The organism is Delftia acidovorans SPH-1, from assembly GCF_000018665.1.
GTDB lineage: Bacteria > Pseudomonadota > Gammaproteobacteria > Burkholderiales > Burkholderiaceae_C > Comamonas > Comamonas acidovorans.
On sequence record NC_010002.1, the window covers coordinates 6,651,187 to 6,668,815 of the forward strand.

Here is a 17,629-nt window from a genome sequence, read left to right on the forward strand (position 1 = left end):
GCTCACACCGCCTCGCATGCAGACGCGCTGGCGCGCTTGGTCAGCAGTGCCTTGGCCACGCGCGACTGCGTGGGGCGGCCCAGGTGGTCGCTGATGAACTGGCCGGCATCAATCAGCTTGTCCAGGTCGATGCCGGTCTCTATGCCCATGCCCTGCAGCATGTAGACCACGTCCTCCGTGGCCACATTGCCAGTGGCGCCCTTGGCGTAGGGGCAGCCGCCCAGGCCCGCCACCGAGGTGTCGAACTGCCACACGCCCAGCGACAGCGCGGCCAGCGTGTTGGACACGGCCTGGCCGTAGGTGTCGTGGAAGTGGCCCGACACATCGTCGATGGCGAAGTGCTGCAGCGTGGCCTCGATGGCCTTGCGCACCTTGACGGGCGTGCCCACGCCGATGGTGTCGGCCACGCCCACATGCTGCACACCGATGCCCTTCATGAGGCCGGCCAGGTAGGCCACGCGCTCGGGGGCGATCTCGCCTTCGTAGGGGCAGCCCACGGTGCAGCTCATGGCGCCGCGCACGTGGATGCCCTGGGCGCGTGCGGCTTCGGCCACGGGGGCGAAGCGCTCGATGCTTTCGGCAATGGAGCAGTTGATGTTCTTCTGGCTGAAGGCCTCGCTGGCTGCGCCGAAGACCACGATCTCGTCAGGCCACAGTTCGCGCGGCGCCGACAGCGCGGCCTCCAGGCCCTTCATGTTGGGCGTGAGCACGCTGTAGCGCACGCCGGGGCGGCGGACGATGCCGGCCATGACTTCGGCGTTGTCGGCCATCTGCGGCACCCATTTGGGGCTGACGTAGCTGGTGACCTCGATTTCCTTGAGGCCGGCTTCCTGCAGGCGGTGCACCAGCTCGATCTTGACGGCGGCGGGCACGGGCTGTTTTTCATTCTGCAGGCCGTCGCGGGGGCCTACATCGACGAGTTTGACGCGGGAAGGAATGCTCATGGGGTGTTCTCACCGGGATGACGGGTACGGCCCCTATTGTCCAGGCTTGCAGGCCCGGGCACCACCCCATATCCTGCCGGGCCATGCACAACGGCTGCCAGCGCCCCCTTCAGCCCGGCAGGGCCGCCATTTCCTCGCGCAGCATCTCCACCATGCGCGCGGCAGCCGGCGACAGGCGGCGGCCGCTCAGGCGCACCAGGCCGATGGGGCGGCGCAGCACCGGCCGTGCCAGCGGGCGCGCCACCACCTCCGGCCGCTGCACCACCTGCGCGGCCAGCAGCGGCAGCGCGCTCACGCCCAGATCGGCAGCCACCATGGCCGCGATGGTGGCCAGGTGCTCCACGGCGTACTGGGGCGCAAAGCGTATGCCGTGGGTCAGCAGGGCCTCGTCGGCGTACTGGCGCACGCTGGTGCCGGCCGGCATGGAGATGTGGGGCAGATGGGCCACGTCGGCCCAGCCCAGGTCACCGCGCCCGCGCGCCAGCGCATGGCCGCGGCCCAGCAGCAGCACGAAGCGGTCGGAGGCCAGGGGCAGGTAGTCCAGGTCGGCATAGGCGGGGTTGGCCGCCGTGAGCGCAAAGTCCACGCGGCCCGCTCGCACCATGTCGAAGGCCGGCCCGGCCAGGCTGTCGAACAGCTCCAGGTGCACGCCCGGATGCTCGGCCGCGAAGCGCGCCAGCACGCGGGGCAGCAGGCCCGCGGCCAGCGAAGGCAGGGCCGCCAGCGCCAGCCGGCCCACCTGCACCTGGGCCACCTCCTGCACGCGGCGCACGGTCTCGTCCATCTGGTGGCGCAGGATGCGCGCCTGCTCGGCGAAGACCTCGCCGGCCTGTGTCAGTTCCACGGCGCGCGTGGTGCGCTCGAACAGGCGCGCGCCCAGCATCTCTTCCAGCCGCGCCAGCGTGCCCGAGACGGCCGACTGCGACAGGTGCATCTGCAGCGCCGTGCGCCGAAAGCTCAGCGAATCGGCCAGCGCCAGAAAGACATCGACCTCGCGGGCCGACCAATTGATCTTCATGGCCGATCAGTTTATCGAAAAATGCGTCTTTACCGTTCAATGACGGCTGCCTAGACTGCGCCTCAAATCCATGAAATCAGCAGGAGACAGCATGCACAGCAGTTCGCCGCGCAACGCGCGCACGGTGGTCGTCGGGGGAGGCACCATGGGTGCCGATGTGGCCGTGGTCCTGGCCCGGGGCGGCGCCCTGGTGACCGTGGTCGACCCCGGCGCGGCACGGCGCGAGCTGCTGCTGCAGCACATTGCCATCGAGCTGGCCACGGCCGGCTTTGCCCGGTGCGCGTCCCAGGTCTCGGTCTGCGCGGCGCTGGAGGATGTGGCCTGGGACGGCGTGGCCCTGGTGGTGGAATGCATCACCGAGCGGCTGGATGCCAAGCAGGCGCTGTTCGCCGAACTTGAGGCGCATGCGCCGGCCGACGCCGTGCTGGCCAGCAACAGCTCGGGCTTTCCCATCAGCGCCATCGCCGGCGGCCTGCCCACGGCGCAGCGCATGCTGGGCCTGCACTTCTTCATGCCCGCCCATTTGGTGCCACTGGTGGAAGTGGTGCTGGGCGAGCGCAGCGATCCGGCCCTGGGCCAGTGGCTGCATGCCTTCATGCGCGGCTGCGGCAGCGTGCCGGTGCTGGTGAAGAAGGACAAGCCCGGCTTTCTGGCCAACCGCATGCAGCATGCGCTGTCGCGCGAGGCCTTCGCCCTCATCGACGAGGGCATTGCCTCGCCCGAGGACGTGGATGCCGCCGTGCGCTTCGGCTTCGGCTTCCGCTTCCTGGCAGCCGGTCCCGTGCTGCAGCGCGACCATGCGGGCATCGAGGTGCATTGCGCGGCCGCCGCCACCATGTACCCCACGCTGTCCAACACCGATGTGCCGGCCCAGGCCCTGCGCGATCGCGTGGCGCGTGGCGATCTGGGCATGAAGACCGGCAAGGGCTTCTTCGACTGGCCCGAAGACCGCCGCCTGGCCGAGCGTGCCCGCTACGACGCGCTGCTGCGCCAGGGCCTGGCCCTGCTGGCCAGCGAGCTGCCGGTGCCGGAGCGGGCACAGGACACGCCATGAGCACGCCGGTCCCCACGTCAACCACGTCGCAGTGGAGCGACCCGCTGATCGTCACCGTGGCCCCCAACGGCGCCTACAAGCAGCCGGCCGACCACCCTGCACTGCCGATCACGCCACAGAGGCTGGCCGCCACGGCACGCGCCTGCCTGGATGCCGGCGCGGCCATGATCCACATGCACATCCGCGACGCCCAGGGGCGCCACAGCCTGGATGTGGACGGCTACCGCGAAGCCTGGCGCGTGGTGCGCGAGGCCGTGGGCACGGACATGGTGGTGCAGATCACCAGCGAGGCCGCAGGCGTCTACCGCGCGCCCGAGCAGATCGCCATGGTGCAGGCGCTGCGGCCCGAGGCCGTCTCCATCGGCCTGCGCGAGATCGACCAGCCCGAGATCGGCGATGCGGGACTGGCGCACTTTTTCACGGGCCTGGTGCGCGACCAGGTCATGGTGCAGGTCATCCTCTACGACGTGGCCGACCTGCGCCGCTGGCAGGCGCTGCGCGCCCAGGGCGTGGTGCCCGAGGCGCCCTGGCTCCTGCTCTTCGTGCTGGGCCGCTACAGCGCGGGCCAGACCTCGCGGCCCCAGGACCTGCTGCCCTTTCTTGCGGCGCATGACGGCGGCGAGCCCTGGGCCGTGTGCGCCTTCGGCTCCACGGAAAACACCTGCATCGCGGCAGCCGCCGCGTTTGGCGGCCATGCGCGCGTGGGCTTCGAGAACAACCTGCTGGCCAAGGACGGCCACACCGCGCCCGACAACGCCGCCCTGGTCCGCCAGGCCGTGGTGTCCGCACAGGCGCTGGGCCGCCCCCTGGCCACGGCCGACGACATACGCCAGCGCTTCACACCGGGCTGAGCACCAGGCGCCTTACAGGCCGATAAGCCCATAAGCCGATAAGCCGATAGGCCCATGAGCCCGCACAAGACGGGCCTTCCATTCCAACCACAGGCAGGAGACACAACCATGCAACAGCCCACCCACGGCACGCGGCGTGACGCCATCGCCAAAATCAAGGCAGCCACCGCATTCACGGCGATTCCCCTGGCCTTCATGGCCCTGGGCCTGGCGGGCCAGGCCTCGGCCCAGACCCCGTCGCCGGCGTTCCCCAGCAAGACCATCCGCTTCGTCGTGCCCTACCCGCCCGGCGGCCCCACCGACCTGATGGCACGCATGCTGCAGCCCGAGCTGCAGCAGCGCCTGGGCGTGACCGTCATCGTGGAGAACAAGAGCGGCGCGGGCGGCAACCTGGGCAGCGCCGAGGTGGCCCGCCAGGCGCCGGCCGACGGCCACACCCTGCTGCTGGCCGCCAGCGGCCCCATGGCCGTGAATTCCTCGCTGTACAAGAGCATGCCCTTCAACCCGCTCAAGGACCTGGAGCCCGTGGTGCAGCTGTCGGCCTTCCCGCTGGTGCTGGAAGTGCATCCCTCACTGGGCGTGAAGACCGTGGCCGAGCTGCTGGCCCTGGCCAAAACGGGCAAGACGCTGAGCTTTGCCTCGGCCGGCAATGGCACGCCCCAGCACCTGGCGGGCGAGCTGTTCAACTCCATGGAGCAGGTCAAGCTGGGCCATGTGCCCTACCGGGGTGCGGGACCGGCACTCAACGACCTGATCGGCGGCCAAGTGGGCGTGATGTTCGACATCGTGGGCAGCTCGCTGCAGCACATCCAGGGCGGGCGCCTGATCCCGCTGGCCGTCACCTCGGCCGAGCGCACCAAGGTGCTGCCCGACGTGCCCACCATGGCCCAGGCCGGCGTGCCCGGCTACCAGATCACGGGCTGGCATGGCATTGCCGTGCGCGCGGGCACGCCGCCCGCCGCCATCGACAAACTCAATGCCACGGTCAACGCCATCTTCAAGGACCCGGCCTTTCGCACGCGCTGGGAGGCCATAGGCACGCCGGCCGTGGGCGGCACGGCGGCCGAATTCGGTGCCTTGATCAAGAGCGACTCCCAGCGCCTGGGCGCGCTGGTGCGCAGCACCGGCGTGACGCTGGACTGAGCGCGCCCGTCAGTAGCCGCACTGCAGGTCCACGCGGCCGCTCACGGCCTCGCCCCGGCTCAGCGCCGCGACCTTGCCCACGATCTGCTCCACGCTGTCGCGCGCCAGGGTGCGGGCCGAGGTGTGGGGCGTGAGCGTGATGCGCGGATGCCGCCAGAAGGCATGGCCGTCGGGCAGCGGCTCGGTGCGGAACACATCGAGCAACGCGCCGGTCACATGGCCCCCGTCGATGGCGGCGATGAGGTCCTCGTCCGCCACATGGCCGCCGCGTGCCACGTTGATGACATAGGCGCCCGGCTGCAGCAGGGCCAGGCTGCGCGCGTCGATGATGCTGTCGGTCTCGGGCGTCAGCGGCAGCAGGTTGACGAGGATGCGGGTGGCGCGCAGAAAGGCGTCGAAGTCCTGCGGGCCGCAGAAGCCACGCACGCCGTCGATGGCATGCGGCGTACGGCTCCAGCCGTTGACGGGGAAATCGAACACCGTCAGCGCGCGCGCCACGCGCTCGCCCATGCGGCCCAGCCCCATGACGCCCACGGGGTAGTCGGCACGCCGGGGATTGGGCCGGTGCTGCCACAGGCCGGCGGCCATGTCGGCCTCGTAGCCGTCCAGGCCCCGGAAGAAGCGGATCACGGCCTGGCTGACGTATTCGGCCATCTGCACGGCCATGCCGGCGTCCTCCAGGCGGTAGACGGGAAGGTCGGGCGGCAGGCGCAGCGGCAGCAGCGCATCGACGCCGGCGCCGATGTTGAACACGGCCTTGAGGCCCGGCTGCTCGTCGATGAAGCGCTGGGGTGGCGCCCAGACCAGGGCGTAGTCGGCCTGCGGCGCGCCCGGCGACCAGATGTCCACCTCGGCGCCCGGCAGGGCCGCGCGCAGTCCTTGCAGCCAGGCGTCGGGCCTGGTGTCTTCGCAGCAGAAAGTCACTCGCATAGGTGGCCAAGCCTAACGGCCTGGCGACGCCCACGCGCGACTTATGCGCAAAACTGTCTTGCCTGCGGGCTCAGCTTTCCAGGCGCAGCAGCTCGGAGCCTTCGGTCACCTGGTCGCCGGGCGCATACAGCAGCTCGGCCACCACGCCGTCGCCGGGCGCGGCGATGGTGTGCTCCATCTTCATGGCCTCCATCACGGCCAGCGGCTGGCCCTTGCTGACCTTGTCGCCGGCCTTGACGGCAAAGGAGACCACCTTGCCCGGCATGGGCGCCGTCAGGCGGCCGCCTTCGGACTGCACCTCGCCCGCATGGGCCAGCGGATCGGCCAGGCCCAGCACGGCCGCGCCCTGGGGAGCGAACACATGGCATTGCTCGCCCAGCACATGGACCTGGGCGCGCAGGCGCTGGCCCGCGAACTGCACGTCGAAGGCGCCGTCCCCGGCCTGTCGCCAGGACAGCAGGCCCTCGGCGAGGGACTCGCCCTCGCCCACGGCCAGTTGCAGCGCGCCGTCATGCAGGTAGCGCAGGCGCGCGGGCACGGCGGCCTCGCCCTGGCGGAAGTCCCAGCGCCGCTCGGCCACGCCGTGCGAGCGCCAGCCGTCGCGGCGGCTGAAGGGGTCGGCGGTTTCCTGGGCACGCTCGGCCTGCAGCACCTGGGCCACGGCGGCGGCCACGGCCTGGGCCTGCGGCAGGCGCTGCTGATGGAACAGATGCTGCTTCTCGCGCTCGATCAGCGCCGTGTCCAGCTTGGCGGTTGCAAATGCATCGCTGGCGATGACCAGGCGCAGGAACTGCACATTGGTGGCCAGGCCCACGATGCGTGTCTCGGCCAGGGCGGCATCGAGCCGCGCCAGCGCCTGTTCGCGCGTGTCGCCATGCACGATGAGCTTGGCGATCATGGAGTCGTAGAAGGGGCTGATGGCATCGCCCTCGCGCACGCCGTCGTCCACGCGCACGTCGCCGACACGGAAGCTAGCGCAGTCGGGCTTGCGATAGACGTGCAGGGTGCCGGTGGCGGGCAGGAAGCCGTTGTCGGGGTTCTCTGCGCAGATGCGCGCCTCGATGGCGTGGCCGGTGATGCGCAGCTCGTCCTGGCGCTTGGGCAGGGGCAGGCCGCTGGCCACGCGCAGCTGCCAGTCCACCAGGTCCTCGCCCGTGATGGCCTCGGTCACCGGGTGCTCGACCTGCAGGCGGGTGTTCATTTCCATGAAGTAGAACTTCATGGCCTCGGGCTGGTCGTAGCCGCCGGGCTGCTCGACGATGAATTCCACCGTGCCCGCGCCCACGTAGTTCACGGCCTGGGCGGCGGCCACGGCGGCCTCGCCCATCTTCTGGCGCAGCGCGGGCGTCATGCCAGGCGCTGGGGACTCCTCCAGCACCTTCTGGTGGCGGCGCTGGACCGAGCAGTCGCGCTCGAACAGGTAGACGCAGTTGCCCTGGGTGTCGCCAAAGACCTGGATTTCGATGTGGCGCGGGCGCAGCACGTATTTCTCGACCAGCACGGCGTCATCGCCGAAGCTGTTGATGGCCTCGCGCTGGCAGCTGGCCAGGGCGGCGGCGAAGTCCTCGCTGCGCTCGACCAGGCGCATGCCCTTGCCGCCGCCGCCGGCGCTGGCCTTGATCAGCACCGGGTAGCCGATGCGGTCGGCCTCGCGCTGCAGCAGCTGCGGGTCCTGGTCGGCCCCGTGGTAGCCGGGCACCAGGGGCACGCCGGCCTTTTCCATGAGCTGCTTGGAGGCCGCCTTCAGGCCCATGGCGCGGATGGCCGAGGGCGGCGGGCCGATGAAGACCAGGCCGGCATCGGCGCAGGCCTGGGCGAATTCCTCGTTCTCGCTGAGAAAGCCGTAGCCGGGGTGGATGGCCTGGGCGCCCGTGGCCTTGGCGGCCTCCAGGATGCGTTCCCAGCGCAGATAGCTGTCCTTGGGGGCGCTGCCGCCGATGTGCACGGCCTCGTCGCAGGCCTGCACATGCTTGGCGCGGGCATCGGCGTCCGAGTACACGGCCACGGTGCGCACGCCCATGCGGCGGGCGGAAGCCGCGACGCGGCAGGCGATTTCACCGCGGTTGGCGATCAGGATCTTCTTGAACATGCGTTATCTCCAGTGTTTTCTCTGCAGCCCCGGTCATTCGGCGACCGGAGGCTATGGTTTTTGATTCATCGCGGGAGACCCGCCCAACAGCGCGCGCAGGCGCTGCACCACGGCCTTGAGAAAGCGCCACAGCGCCCAGGTCAGCAGCCACAGGGCGATGACCACGACCAGCAGCACGGCGGCGAAGGCCAGCGGATGCGTGAGCGCCAGCCAGATCGCGCCCACCGAGGCACCGTCCTCCACCAGGCTGGCGCCCACGTTGGAAAACGGCTCCGGCGAAGTGTTGATGGCCGCGCGCGCCGTGCTCTTGGCCACCTGGCTGGACAGGGCCAGCGAGCCGCCCATCAGGGCCGCCATGGTGGCCATGGTCGCGCTGTCGGCGCCGAAGACACCGGCCGCCAGCGCCGCGCCCGCCGGGATGCGGATCACGCTTTGCAGCAGGTCCCAGACCGAGTCCACGCCGGGGATCTTGTCGGCGAAGAACTCCACGAACAGCAGCGCGCCGCTGGCGAACAGCAGGGCCGGATGCTCCAGCACATGCAGCCCGCCCGGCAGCGCCACCCAGCCCAGCGCGCCCAGCAGCCCGGTCACGAAGACCACGGCGTAGAGCCTAAAGCCGCTGGCCCAGCCCAGTGCGGCGGCCAGCGCCAGCAGGCCGGCCATGTCCATGCCGCTGGTGGCCTGGCCCACGCGCTCGGCCACTTCGCCAGCCGCCTCGCTGACCGTGTGGTGCACGGCCGGGCCCGGGTACAGGCCCACGGACTGCAGCCACTGGACGAGGGAGTCGGTCAGGGTGCTCATGGTGTTGGCTCGGCGTTGGCTCGGCGTTGCTCGGTGGTCGCGCGATGAATGGGCAGCCCGCGCGTGTCAGGCCAGCCAGGCCGGCTTGCGCTTTTGCAGGAAGGCCTGCACGCCCTCCTTGCCCTCGGCGCTGGCGCGGATGTCGGCGATGCCTTCGACGGTGGCGGCGATCAGCTGCTCGTTGATCTCGCGCTCGGCCACGTCGATCACCAGGCGCTTGCAGGCGCGGGCGGCGGCGGGACCGGCGCTGACCAGGTGCTTGAGCAGGCCGTCCACGGCGTTGTCCAGCTCGTCTGCCGCCACCACGCGGTGCACGAAGCCGATGCGCAGCGCCTCGGCCGCGTCGAAGCGCTCACCGGTCAGGAAGTAGCGGTGGGCGGCGCGCGCGCCCATGGCGCGGATCACGTAGGGGCTGATGGTGGCGGGGATCAGGCCGATCTTCACCTCGGACAGGCAAAAGCCCGCGCCCTCGGCGGCCACGGCCATGTCGCAGGCAGCGACCAGGCCCATGCCGCCCGCATAGACATCGCCCTGCACGCGCGCGATGGTGGGCTGCGGGCATTCGTAGATCACCCGCAGCATTTCGGCCAGCAGGCCGGCGTCCTCGCGGTTCTCGTCGCGCGAGTAGTCGGCCATGCGGCGCATCCAGTTGAGGTTGGCGCCTGCGCAAAAGGCCGGGCCCTCGGCGGCCAGCACCACGGCGCGCACGTCGCTGCGCTTGCCCACGGAGTGGAAGGCCTGGGTGATGTCGGCGATGACCTCGTCGCTGAAGGCATTGCGCACTTCGGGCTGGGTCAGCGTGATGGTGGCCAGGGGGCCCTGGAATTCGAGGGTCAGTGCGGTGGTTTTCATGAAGTACCTCGCTGCAAGGAAAGAGGGGCCGCCGTCACATGCGGAACACGCCGAAGCGCGTGTCCTCTATGGGAGCGTTGCGCGTGGCCGCCAGGCCCAGCGCCAGCACGCGGCGCGTGTCGGCAGGGTCGATGACGCCATCGTCCCACAGGCGCGCCGTCGCGTAATAGGGGTGGCCCTGATCCTCGTACTGCTGGCGGATGGGGGCCTTGAAGGCCTCTTCCTCCTCGGCCGTCCACTGGCCGCCCTTGGCCTCGATGCCGTCGCGCTTGACGGTGGCCAGCACGCTGGCCGCCTGCTCGCCGCCCATGACCGAGATGCGCGCGTTGGGCCACATCCACAGGAAGCGCGGCGAATAGGCGCGGCCGCACATGCCGTAGTTGCCCGCGCCGAAGGAGCCGCCGATGATGATGGTGAACTTCGGCACGGCCGCCGTGGCCACGGCCGTGACCAGCTTGGCGCCATGGCGGGCAATGCCTTCGTTCTCGTACTTGCGGCCCACCATGAAGCCCGTGATGTTCTGCAGGAAGACCAGCGGGATCTTGCGCTGGCAGCACAGCTCGATGAAGTGCGCGCCCTTGACGGCCGATTCGCTGAACAGGATGCCGTTGTTGGCGATGATGCCCACCTGCATGCCCTCGATGCGCGCAAAGCCGCAGACCAGGGTGGCGCCGAAGCGGGCCTTGAACTCGTCGAAGCGGCTGCCGTCCACCACGCGGGCGATGATCTCGCGCACATCGAAGGGCTTGCGCGTGTCCACGGGGATCACGCCGTACAGCTCGCCGCCGTCGAACAGCGGCGCCTCGGGGGGCAGGTCGCCGGCCGAAGGCTGCTTGGCATGGTTGAGGTTGGCCACGGACTGGCGCGCCAGCGCCAGCGCGTGGGTGTCGTTGTGGGCCAGGTGGTCGGCCACGCCCGACAGGCGCGTGTGCACGTCGCCGCCGCCCAGGTCCTCGGCGCTGACCACCTCGCCGGTGGCGGCCTTCACCAGCGGCGGGCCGCCCAGGAAGATGGTGCCCTGGTTCTTGACGATGATGGACTCGTCGCTCATGGCCGGCACATAGGCGCCGCCGGCCGTGCACGAGCCCATGACCACGGCGATCTGGGCAATGCCCTCGGCGCTCATGTTGGCCTGGTTGAAGAAGATGCGGCCGAAGTGCTCGCGGTCGGGAAACACATCGTCCTGGTTGGGCAGGTTGGCGCCGCCCGAGTCCACCAGGTAGATGCAGGGCAGGCGGTTCTGCGCGGCGATCTCCTGGGCGCGCAGGTGCTTCTTCACCGTCATCGGGTAGTAGGTGCCGCCCTTCACCGTGGCGTCGTTGCACACGATCATGCAGTCCACGCCGCTGACGCGCCCGATGCCGGCGATCAGGCCCGCGCCGGGTGCATCGTTGCGGTACATGTTGAGCGCGGCCAGCGGGGCGATCTCCAGGAAGGGCGTGCCCGGGTCCAGCAGCATGGCCACGCGTTCGCGCGGCAGCAGCTTGCCGCGCGCCACGTGCTTGGCGCGCGCGGCCTCGCCGCCGCCCTCGGCGACCTTGGCCACCTGGGCCTGCAGGTCCTCGACCACGGCGCGCATGGCCGCCGCATTGGCCAGGAAGTCCGCCGAACGCGGATTGAGTTGGGTGCCCAGAATGCTCATGTGTGGCCTCTTCTTGTGTTTGCCCGATGCGGGCGCTTGGTTTTTTCGAATGTGCTGCAAAGAACGGCGGCCCGGGCTGGGGAAAATGCCGTATGCACACCGTTGAAATCGTCTTGCTCGTTTTGCTGCTGGGGGCACTGACCGGCATTGCCGCGCGCTATGTGCGCGCCATCCCGCTGCCGCTGATACAGATCGCCCTGGGAGCGCTGATCGCCTGGCCGCAAAAGGGCCTGCACATCGCCTTCGATCCCGAGCTGTTCCTGCTGCTGTTCATCCCGCCGCTGCTGTTCGCCGACGGCTGGCGCATCCCCAAGCGCGAGTTCTTCTCGCTGTACCGCCCCATCCTGCGCCTGGCGCTGGGCCTGGTGCTGTTCACGGTGGTGGGGCTGGGCTGGCTGATCCACTGGCTGGTGCCCGGCATGCCGCTGACCGTGGCCTTCGCGCTGGCCGCCGTGGTCTCGCCCACCGATGCCGTGGCCGTCTCGGCCATCACGCGCAACCTGGGCATGCCCGAGAAGACCATGCACATCCTCGAAGGCGAGTCCCTGCTCAACGATGCCTCGGGCCTGGTGGCGCTGAAGTTCGCCATTGCCGCCACGCTGACCGGCCTGTTCTCGTGGACCGAGGTGGCCAAGGAATTCATGTGGATGGCCCTGGGCGGCCTGGGCGTGGGCACGCTGATCGGCTGGGGCTTTTCCTATGCGCGCAGCACCATCACGCGCCGCCTGGGCGACGTGGCGGCCACGCAGATGGTGCTGCTGCTGATCCTGCTGCCCTTCGCCGCCTACATCGTGGGCGAAAAGATCGGCGTGTCGGGCATCCTGTCGGCCGTGGCCGCGGGCATTGCCACCAACTTCGCCGACCTGGAGCGCAGCAGCTACATCAGCGAGCGGCTGCAGACCGAGGGCACCTGGAGCATGGTCGAGGCCTCGTTCAACGGCGCCATCTTCCTGCTGCTGGGCCTGCAGCTGCCCTCCATCATCGGCGTGACGCTGCACGATGCGGGCAGCGAATGGTGGGTGCTGGTGGGCTATGTGGTGATCATCTCCAGCGCGCTGCTGCTGATGCGCTGGATCTGGCTGACCCTGGGCGTGCAGCGCAGCCTGGCTCGCGCCCACTTCCAGGGAAAGATGGCAGAGCGCCCTTCCCACCTGCTGAACCTGGCCACCACCATGGCCGGCATACGCGGCGCCGTGACGCTGGCCGGCGCGCTGTCCGTGCCCATGCTGCTGAACAACGGCCAGCCCTTTCCGGGCCGCGAGATGCTGGTCTTCCTGGCCACGGGCACCATCTTGTTCACCCTGGTGCTGGGCAGCATCGCGCTGCCGCTGATCCTGCGCCGCATGCCCCAGCCCGGCGAATCGCCCACGGTGCGCGAGGAGCGCCTGGCGCGCGTGGCCGCCTGCCAGTCCGCCATTGGCGGGCTGACGCTGAGCGAGCAAGAGATCCAGGGCCACACGCCCGAATGGGTGGCCATGCACCAGGAGGTCATGGGCCACCTGACGCAGGAGTACCGCAACCGCGTCCAGCTGCTGGACGACGGCAGCGGCACGGCCTCCAGCATCGAGATCCAGCGCGAGGCGCCCGAAGTCGTGCGCCAGCGCAAGCTGCGCTACCTGCTGGAGATCGAGCTGCGCCTGCGCTGCATCCACCAGGAGCGCGACGCGCTCTACGCCGAGCGCCAGGCCCACCGCATCAACGACGAGTCGCTGCGCCGCCTGGTCAGCGAGCTGGACATGCAGGAGGTCTCGCTGCGCAAGCGCCTGGTGGTGGCGCGCCGCGCTGCAGCCTCGGCCGTGGCCGCGCCCGAGGGCGGCACGCACTAGGCGGCACGCGGTGGACAGCTGGCGGCAGCACATGAAAGCAGCCCTCAGGCGGTCCTGGCCGGACGCAGATCCAGCATGGCGATCATCTCGTCGCGGATCTTGAACTTCTGGATCTTGCCGGTCACCGTCATCGGGAAGGCCTCGACGAAGCGGATGTAGCGCGGCACCTTGTAGTGGGCGATCTGGCCCTTGCAGAAGTCGCGCACGCCGTCTTCGGTCAGCGTCTGGCCGGGCTTGACGATGATCCAGGCGCACAGCTCCTCGCCGTAGCGCACATCGGGCACGCCGACCACCTGCACGTCCTGCACCTGGGGATGGCGGTAGAGGAATTCCTCGATCTCGCGCGGGTAGATGTTCTCGCCGCCGCGGATCACCATGTCCTTGATGCGGCCGACGATGTTCACGTAGCCCTGCTCATCCATGGTGGCCAGGTCGCCCGTGTGCATCCAGGCATCGTCGTCGATGGCCTCGCGCGTGCGGGCCTCGTCCCCCCAGTAGCCATGCATGACCGAGTAGCCGCGCGTGCACAGCTCGCCCGAGACGCCGGGCGCCACGACCTCGCCCGTGGCCGGGTCGACGATCTTCACTTCCAGATGCGGCTGCACCTTGCCCACGGTGGACACGCGGCGCTGAAGCGGCGTGTCGGCATCGCTCTGGCAGCTGACGGGGCTGGTCTCGGTCATGCCGTAGGCGATGGTGATCTCGGACAGGTGCATGTCGCTGACCACGCGCTTCATCACCTCGATGGGGCAGGGCGAGCCGGCCATGATGCCGGTGCGCAGCGTGCTCAGGTCGAACTCCTTGAAGCGCGGGTGGTCCAGCTCGGCGATGAACATGGTGGGCACGCCGTGCAGGCCCGTGCAGCGCTCGGCCTGCACGGTCTCCAGCACCAGCAGCGGATCGAATCCGTCATTCGGGTAGACGATGGCCGAGCCATGCGTGAAGCAGGCCAGGTTGCCCAGCACCATGCCGAAGCAGTGGTACAGCGGCACGGGAATGCACAGCCGGTCCTCGGGCGTCAGCCGCATGCACTCGCCGATGAAAAAGCCGTTGTTCAGGATGTTGCGGTGGGTCAGCGTGGCGCCCTTGGGAAAGCCCGTCGTGCCGCTGGTGAACTGGATGTTGATGGGGTCGGTGTTCTTGAGCGTGGCGGCCACGGCGTCGATGCGCGCATCCTGCGCATCACCGCGCGCCAGCAGGCTGGAAAAGCGCAGCATGCCGGGCTGCTCTTCGCCCTGCCCTGCGACGTCGATCCAGACCACGCTGCGCAGCTGGGGCAGGCGCGCGCAATGCAGGCGGCCGGGCTCGGCCGTGGCCAGCTCGGGGGCCAGTTCACACAGCATGCCCAGGTAGTCGCTGGTCTTGAACTGCGCCATGGTCACCAGCGCCTTGCAGCCGACCTTGTTGAGCGCGTACTCCACCTCGGAGGTGCGGTAGGCCGGGTTGATGTTCACCAGCACCAGGCCGACCTGGGCCGTGGCCAGCTGCATCAGCACCCATTCGGCGTTGTTGTGCGACCAGATGCCGACGCGGTCGCCCTTGTCCAGCCCCAGGCCCAGCAGCGCGCTGGCCAGGCGGCGCGCCTCGGTGTGCAGGCCGGCATAGCTGTAGCGCAGGCCCTGGTGGCGGCTGACCAGGGCCTCGCGATCAGGCTGGCGGGCCGCCATGTCGGCAAAGAAATCGCCGATGGTCTGCTCGATCAGCGGCACATCGGTGCGGCCTTGGGCATGGCTGGAAGCGAGCGGGGCGTTCTGGGCGGGCATGCGTTGTCTCCTGTGTCGTCGGCGGCGCCTGGGACGGGCAAATGCAGTGGCCTGCCCCGTCACGGCAGCTATTGCGTGGCAGCATAAGGGCCAACCCCGAGCAGAACAGGCCACGAAGGTTGCAATAATTGCCAGCATGTTCACCCCCTCGCTGGTCAAGACCCCCCTGCCCCAGGCGGCCGCCACCATGGCCTCCGCACACCCTGCAGTCACGCCCATGGCCTTTGTGCAGGCCATTATGCTGGCCTACGAACGCCGGGGCATCAGCGCCCTGTCCGCCCTGGAGAAGGCACAAATCGCGCCAGACTCCGTCAAAGAGCGCAACGAGTGCATCACGGCGCTGCAGATGGAGGCACTGTCCGATGCCGCCATGCGCGAACTCGACGACGAGGCCCTGGGCTGGTTCTCCCGGCGCCTGCCCTGGGGCAGCTACGGCATGCTGGCACGCGCCAGCATGGGCAGCGAGCAGCTGGGCCTGGCGCTGGCGCGCTGGTGCCGCCACCATGGCCTGCTGGCCGACGACATCCGCCTCACGCTGACGCAGGAAGACGGCTTGGCCACGCTGGCCATCGAGGAGCTGTCCACGCTGGGCGCCATGCGCGAGTTCTGCCTGCTGTCGGTGCTGCGCAATATCCACGGCCTGGCCAGCTGGTTCATCGATGAGCCGCTGCCGCTGCGGCGCGCCTGCTTTCCCTTCGATCCCCCGCCGCATGCGGGCGTGTATGCGCTGCTGTTCCCGCCGGGCGAGGTGGAGTTTGGCGCGGCCCGGGCCTGCCTGCAGTTCGACGCGCGTTTTCTGGATATGCCGCTGACGCGCGACGAGCCTGCGCTGCAGCGCATGCTGCAGCGCGCCCTGCCGCTGCAGGTGCGCCCCTACCGGCGCGAGCGCCAGCTGGTGCAGCGCGTGCGCCAGCTGCTGGCCGCCGACGCCGAATGCCTGCAGACGGCCGACACGCTGGCGCGCCAGCTGCACCTGTCCCAGCGCAGCCTGCACCGCCAGCTCAAGGAAGAAGGCGCCTCGCTGCAGGCGCTCAAGGACGAGGTGCGGCGCGAGCGTGCCGTGGCCCTGCTGCTGCGCACCAGCCGGCCCATCAAGCGCATCGCGCAGTCCTGCGGCTTTCTCAACGACAAGAGCTTCATCCGCGCCTTCCGGCTGTGGACGGGGCTGTCGCCTTCCGAATTCCGCAAGAGCGCGCGAGCCCGGCCCGAGTGAGGGCAGCGCGCATCCTGGCGCGATTTGCATCCTGCGCGACTGCCGCCGTCCGCGCATCTGGCCTAGGCTTTGCGCATGCACCATCTCCACCACTGCGTCAGCGCGCGCTCCTTCCGCGCGCTGTGGATGCTCGAAGAACTGCAGCTTCCCTACACGCTGCACATGCTGCCGTTTCCGCCGCGCGTGCTGCAGCGCAGCTACCTGGAGCTCAACCCGCTGGGCACGGTGCCGCTGCTGCGCCACGGCGAGGCCAGGCTGACCGAGTCAGCCGCCATCTGCGAATACCTGGCCGCCCTGCACCCCGGGGCGGGCCTGTCCGTGCAGCCGCAGGAGGCAGACTTCGCCGCCTACCTCAACTGGCTGCACATGAGCGATGCCACGCTGACCTTCCCGCAGACCCTGGTGCTGCGCTATGCGCACTTCGAGCCAGCCGAACGGCGCCAGCCCCAGGTGGCCCAGGACTACCAGCGCTGGTTCCTCGCGCGGCTGCGCGCCGTGGAGCAGGCCGTGGAACAGCGCGACTGGCTCACGGCAGACCGCTTCACCGCTGCCGACGTGGCCGTGGGCTATGCGCTGATGCTGTCGGCGCACCTGGAGATGGAGTCGCAATGGGGGCCTGCCACCCAGGCCTACTGGCAGCGCCTGCAGCAGCGGCCCGCCTTCCAGCGGGCGCTGCAGGCCGAGCAGCAGGCCGCGCGTGCGCAGGCCGTGGACGAGACGCCTTCGCCGCGGCTGCGCTAGGGCCGGCCCAAGCCCAAGCCCAAGCCCAAGCCCAAGCTCAAGCGCTGGCGCTGGCCTGCCCGATGGCGCGCAGCATGGCAGGCAGCTCGCCCATGTCGCCGAACACGCAGCTGGCGCCGGCTTCGAGCAGTTGCTCGGCCGAGGCATGGCCCTGGTCGGCCGGGAAGTAGCCCCAGACCGTGGCGCCTGCGGCCACGCCGGCGGTGACGCCGGTCACAGTGTCCTCGATGACCAGGCAGCGCGCCGGCTCCACGCCCAGGGCGGCGGCGGCGGCCAGGTACACATCGGGAAAGGGCTTGCTGCGCGGCAGCTCATGGCCGCTGAAGACGCGGCCCTCGAAATAAGGGGCCATGCCGACCTGGGCCAGCTGCATCTCCACCTTGGCGCGGTCCGCGCCCGAGGCGCAGGCGATGCGGCCAGCGCACAGCGCATGGGACTCGCTGACGGCGGACAGCGCGCCGTCAATGGCCACCAGCTCGGCGCGCAGCGCGGCGTTGCGGCGCTCGTAGAAGGCGGCCATCCATGCGTCGGTCAGCGGCTTGCCGGTGCGCGCCTCGATCAGCGCGGCCTGGCTGCGCACGGTCTTGCCGATGAATTCGCGCAGGCATTCCTCGGTGCTGATGGGCCAGCCCGATTCATTGAGCATGGTGCACAGCACGCGGTTGGTGATGGATTCACTGTCGACGAGCACGCCGTCACAGTCGAAGAGCACGGCCTCGAAAGCAGTCATGGATGGATTCTCGAAACAAACTGAGCAAGGGC

The 17,629-nt window shown here is 69.7% G+C and carries 15 protein-coding genes; 6 read left to right on the plus strand and 9 right to left on the minus strand.

Annotated elements, in window-relative coordinates:
- Nucleotides 1–2: 2 nt before the first annotated feature.
- Both DACI_RS30125 and DACI_RS30130 read right to left on the minus strand, forming a co-directional pair.
- Nucleotides 3–944, minus strand: a complete 942-nt coding sequence (locus DACI_RS30125) for a hydroxymethylglutaryl-CoA lyase (RefSeq protein ID WP_012207761.1) — start codon at nt 942–944, stop codon at nt 3–5.
- 109 nt (nt 945–1,053) lie between these two features.
- Entirely contained in the window at nt 1,054–1,962 is a 909-nt protein-coding gene (locus DACI_RS30130) for a LysR family transcriptional regulator (RefSeq protein ID WP_012207762.1), read from the minus strand.
- Nucleotides 1,963–2,053: 91 nt separating this feature from the next.
- Here DACI_RS30130 and DACI_RS30135 point away from each other — a divergent pair, with 91 nt between their 5' ends.
- From DACI_RS30135 to DACI_RS30145, 3 genes are all read left to right on the plus strand, one after another.
- Nucleotides 2,054–3,016, plus strand: a complete 963-nt coding sequence (locus tag DACI_RS30135; protein ID WP_012207763.1) for a 3-hydroxyacyl-CoA dehydrogenase family protein — start codon at nt 2,054–2,056, stop codon at nt 3,014–3,016.
- On the plus strand, nt 3,013–3,867 hold the full coding sequence (locus DACI_RS30140) for a BKACE family enzyme (protein ID WP_012207764.1): 855 nt from the start codon (nt 3,013–3,015) through the stop codon (nt 3,865–3,867). The genes DACI_RS30135 and DACI_RS30140 overlap by 4 nt, the downstream gene beginning before the upstream one ends.
- A gap of 108 nt (nt 3,868–3,975) precedes the next feature.
- The gene (locus DACI_RS30145; RefSeq protein ID WP_012207765.1) at nt 3,976–5,010 is read left to right on the plus strand and encodes a Bug family tripartite tricarboxylate transporter substrate binding protein; all 1,035 of its coding nucleotides are present in this window, start codon (nt 3,976–3,978) and stop codon (nt 5,008–5,010) included.
- A 9-nt stretch (nt 5,011–5,019) separates the two neighbouring features.
- On the opposite strand, the gene DACI_RS30150 is transcribed toward DACI_RS30145, so the two are convergent.
- The 5 genes from DACI_RS30150 to DACI_RS30170 all read right to left on the minus strand — a co-directional run bounded on the left by DACI_RS30150 (nt 5,020) and on the right by DACI_RS30170 (nt 11,324).
- Nucleotides 5,020–5,940 (minus strand): 2-hydroxyacid dehydrogenase, encoded by a 921-nt coding sequence (locus tag DACI_RS30150; RefSeq protein WP_012207766.1) that lies wholly within the window; start codon nt 5,938–5,940, stop codon nt 5,020–5,022.
- A gap of 70 nt (nt 5,941–6,010) precedes the next feature.
- Entirely contained in the window at nt 6,011–8,029 is a 2,019-nt protein-coding gene (locus DACI_RS30155) for an acetyl/propionyl/methylcrotonyl-CoA carboxylase subunit alpha (RefSeq protein ID WP_012207767.1), read from the minus strand.
- A gap of 51 nt (nt 8,030–8,080) precedes the next feature.
- Nucleotides 8,081–8,830 (minus strand): DUF4126 domain-containing protein, encoded by a 750-nt coding sequence (locus tag DACI_RS30160; protein ID WP_012207768.1) that lies wholly within the window; start codon nt 8,828–8,830, stop codon nt 8,081–8,083.
- 66 nt (nt 8,831–8,896) lie between these two features.
- The gene (locus DACI_RS30165; RefSeq protein WP_012207769.1) at nt 8,897–9,682 is read right to left on the minus strand and encodes an enoyl-CoA hydratase/isomerase family protein; all 786 of its coding nucleotides are present in this window, start codon (nt 9,680–9,682) and stop codon (nt 8,897–8,899) included.
- Between the two features lie 34 nt (nt 9,683–9,716).
- Complete coding sequence (locus tag DACI_RS30170) at nt 9,717–11,324, minus strand: carboxyl transferase domain-containing protein (RefSeq protein WP_012207770.1); 1,608 nt, start codon at nt 11,322–11,324, stop codon at nt 9,717–9,719.
- 92 nt (nt 11,325–11,416) lie between these two features.
- Here DACI_RS30170 and DACI_RS30175 point away from each other — a divergent pair, with 92 nt between their 5' ends.
- Nucleotides 11,417–13,150: a Na+/H+ antiporter gene (locus DACI_RS30175; RefSeq protein ID WP_012207771.1), complete on the plus strand. Its 1,734-nt coding sequence runs from the start codon at nt 11,417–11,419 to the stop codon at nt 13,148–13,150.
- A gap of 44 nt (nt 13,151–13,194) precedes the next feature.
- On the opposite strand, the gene DACI_RS30180 is transcribed toward DACI_RS30175, so the two are convergent.
- Nucleotides 13,195–14,913 carry an AMP-binding protein gene (locus DACI_RS30180; RefSeq protein ID WP_012207772.1) on the minus strand — a complete coding sequence of 573 codons (1,719 nt, stop codon included), beginning with the start codon at nt 14,911–14,913 and terminating at the stop codon, nt 13,195–13,197.
- 136 nt (nt 14,914–15,049) lie between these two features.
- Between DACI_RS30180 and DACI_RS30185 the strand changes: the two genes are divergently transcribed.
- The gene (locus tag DACI_RS30185) at nt 15,050–16,126 is read left to right on the plus strand and encodes an AraC family transcriptional regulator (RefSeq protein ID WP_016450029.1); all 1,077 of its coding nucleotides are present in this window, start codon (nt 15,050–15,052) and stop codon (nt 16,124–16,126) included.
- 75 nt (nt 16,127–16,201) lie between these two features.
- Nucleotides 16,202–16,867 carry a glutathione S-transferase family protein gene (locus DACI_RS30190; RefSeq protein WP_012207774.1) on the plus strand — a complete coding sequence of 222 codons (666 nt, stop codon included), beginning with the start codon at nt 16,202–16,204 and terminating at the stop codon, nt 16,865–16,867.
- A gap of 37 nt (nt 16,868–16,904) precedes the next feature.
- Here the strand turns inward: DACI_RS30190 and DACI_RS30195 are convergent, their stop codons facing one another.
- A complete protein-coding gene (locus tag DACI_RS30195) occupies nt 16,905–17,597 on the minus strand; it encodes an HAD family hydrolase (RefSeq protein WP_012207775.1) in 693 nt (230 codons plus the stop codon).
- Nucleotides 17,598–17,629: the final 32 nt, after the last annotated feature.

What these genes read in the sequence shown, in the direction of transcription:
- DACI_RS30125 (WP_012207761.1), bottom strand. Translation starts at nt 944, where the DNA reads ATGAGCATTCCTTCCCGCGTCAAACTCGTCGATGTAGGCCCCCGCGAC.
- DACI_RS30180 (WP_012207772.1), bottom strand. Translation starts at nt 14,913, where the DNA reads ATGCCCGCCCAGAACGCCCCGCTCGCTTCCAGCCATGCCCAAGGCCGC.
- DACI_RS30150 (WP_012207766.1), bottom strand. Translation starts at nt 5,940, where the DNA reads ATGCGAGTGACTTTCTGCTGCGAAGACACCAGGCCCGACGCCTGGCTG.
- DACI_RS30145 (WP_012207765.1), top strand. Translation starts at nt 3,976, where the DNA reads ATGCAACAGCCCACCCACGGCACGCGGCGTGACGCCATCGCCAAAATC.
- DACI_RS30135 (WP_012207763.1), top strand. Translation starts at nt 2,054, where the DNA reads ATGCACAGCAGTTCGCCGCGCAACGCGCGCACGGTGGTCGTCGGGGGA.
- DACI_RS30190 (WP_012207774.1), top strand. Translation starts at nt 16,202, where the DNA reads ATGCACCATCTCCACCACTGCGTCAGCGCGCGCTCCTTCCGCGCGCTG.
- DACI_RS30170 (WP_012207770.1), bottom strand. Translation starts at nt 11,324, where the DNA reads ATGAGCATTCTGGGCACCCAACTCAATCCGCGTTCGGCGGACTTCCTG.
- DACI_RS30185 (WP_016450029.1), top strand. Translation starts at nt 15,050, where the DNA reads ATGTTCACCCCCTCGCTGGTCAAGACCCCCCTGCCCCAGGCGGCCGCC.
- DACI_RS30165 (WP_012207769.1), bottom strand. Translation starts at nt 9,682, where the DNA reads ATGAAAACCACCGCACTGACCCTCGAATTCCAGGGCCCCCTGGCCACC.
- DACI_RS30175 (WP_012207771.1), top strand. Translation starts at nt 11,417, where the DNA reads ATGCACACCGTTGAAATCGTCTTGCTCGTTTTGCTGCTGGGGGCACTG.
- DACI_RS30130 (WP_012207762.1), bottom strand. Translation starts at nt 1,962, where the DNA reads ATGAAGATCAATTGGTCGGCCCGCGAGGTCGATGTCTTTCTGGCGCTG.
- DACI_RS30140 (WP_012207764.1), top strand. Translation starts at nt 3,013, where the DNA reads ATGAGCACGCCGGTCCCCACGTCAACCACGTCGCAGTGGAGCGACCCG.
- DACI_RS30155 (WP_012207767.1), bottom strand. Translation starts at nt 8,029, where the DNA reads ATGTTCAAGAAGATCCTGATCGCCAACCGCGGTGAAATCGCCTGCCGC.
- DACI_RS30195 (WP_012207775.1), bottom strand. Translation starts at nt 17,597, where the DNA reads ATGACTGCTTTCGAGGCCGTGCTCTTCGACTGTGACGGCGTGCTCGTC.
- DACI_RS30160 (WP_012207768.1), bottom strand. Translation starts at nt 8,830, where the DNA reads ATGAGCACCCTGACCGACTCCCTCGTCCAGTGGCTGCAGTCCGTGGGC.